Annotated in this window: 1 protein-coding gene; it reads left to right on the forward strand. The window is 69.4% G+C overall.

The window, feature by feature from the left end:
- The first annotated feature begins 228 nt into the window (after positions 1-228).
- The gene (locus tag ON04_RS15685; protein WP_029458648.1) at positions 229-1,017 is read left to right on the forward strand and encodes an SDR family NAD(P)-dependent oxidoreductase; all 789 of its coding nucleotides are present in this window, start codon (positions 229-231) and stop codon (positions 1,015-1,017) included.
- The last annotated feature ends 112 nt before the right edge of the window (positions 1,018-1,129 follow it).

Here is a 1,129-nt window from a genome sequence, read left to right on the forward strand (position 1 = left end):
CCCGCCGCGCCCGCCGCGCCCGCCGCGCCCGCCGCGGAGAGGAATTCGCCTGCATCGCCCGAGAGGATTTGCCCGATTTCCTCTTCGCGGCGAACCGGGCGGGCCGGCTGCGGCGCGCGTTCCGCGGGTCCGAAATCTGCTCAGCTGTCCAATCCCCGGCGCCTCACCACTGCTACAGGTAAGACTTGCTCCAGCAAGGGAAGATAATGCACTGACTTAGAGGTGGATATGGGAACGCTAAATGGCCGTGTAGCAGTGGTGACCGGTGCCGGGATGGGCATCGGTCGAGGGATCGCTGGGGCGTTGGCCCGTGAGGGTGCCTCGGTGATCGTCGCCGAGATCGACGAGACTGCGGGTACTGAGACCGCAGCCTGGCTGCAGGAGCAGTGGGCAGTGCAGGCCAAGTTCGTCCGCACCGACGTGACCGACAAGGATCAGGTCCAGGCCATGATCGCGTCTGCCACCGAGAATTTCGGTCGGCTCGACATCCTGGTCAACAACGCGTGGCGGGGCACCGGATACGCCCGGCTGGAGAACATGACGGACGAGAAGCTGCGCGACGGTTTTGACATGGCCGTGATGTCAGCGTTCTGGGCGATGCAGGCCGCGCTGCCGGAGCTGGAGAAGCGTGGCGTAGGCCGCGTGATCAACCTGTGCTCGCTCAATGGCGTCAACGCCCACATGTACTCGGTGCAGTACAACGCCGCTAAGGAGGCCCTGCGCACGCTCACGCGCACGGCGGCCCGCGAGTGGGCTCCGCGTCAGGTGTGCTGCAACGTCATCTGCCCCGGCGCCCAGAGCGCGGCCTACCAGCGCGTCGCCCAGGCGAACCCCGAGATGGTGGCCGGTATCGCGGCGGCCAACCCGATGGGCAGGATCGGCGACCCCTTGGAGGACATCGGCTCTGTGGCCGCGTTCCTCGCCGGTGACGGCAGCCGCTACCTCACGGGCAACACGCTGTTCCTGGACGGCGGCGCTCATATCAACGGGGTTCAGTGGGCGCCTGAGGTCGACTGAGTCCCCACCACGAAGCGCCAGCCCCCGTGGCCTCTCGCCGCGCCCCGCCGCGCCCGCCAGGCCCCGCCGCGCCCGCCGCGCCCGCCGCGCCCGCCGCGCCCGCCGCGCCCGC

This window comes from Dietzia alimentaria 72 (assembly GCF_000226215.1).
In the GTDB taxonomy this organism is placed as follows: Bacteria; Actinomycetota; Actinomycetes; order Mycobacteriales; family Mycobacteriaceae; genus Dietzia; species Dietzia alimentaria.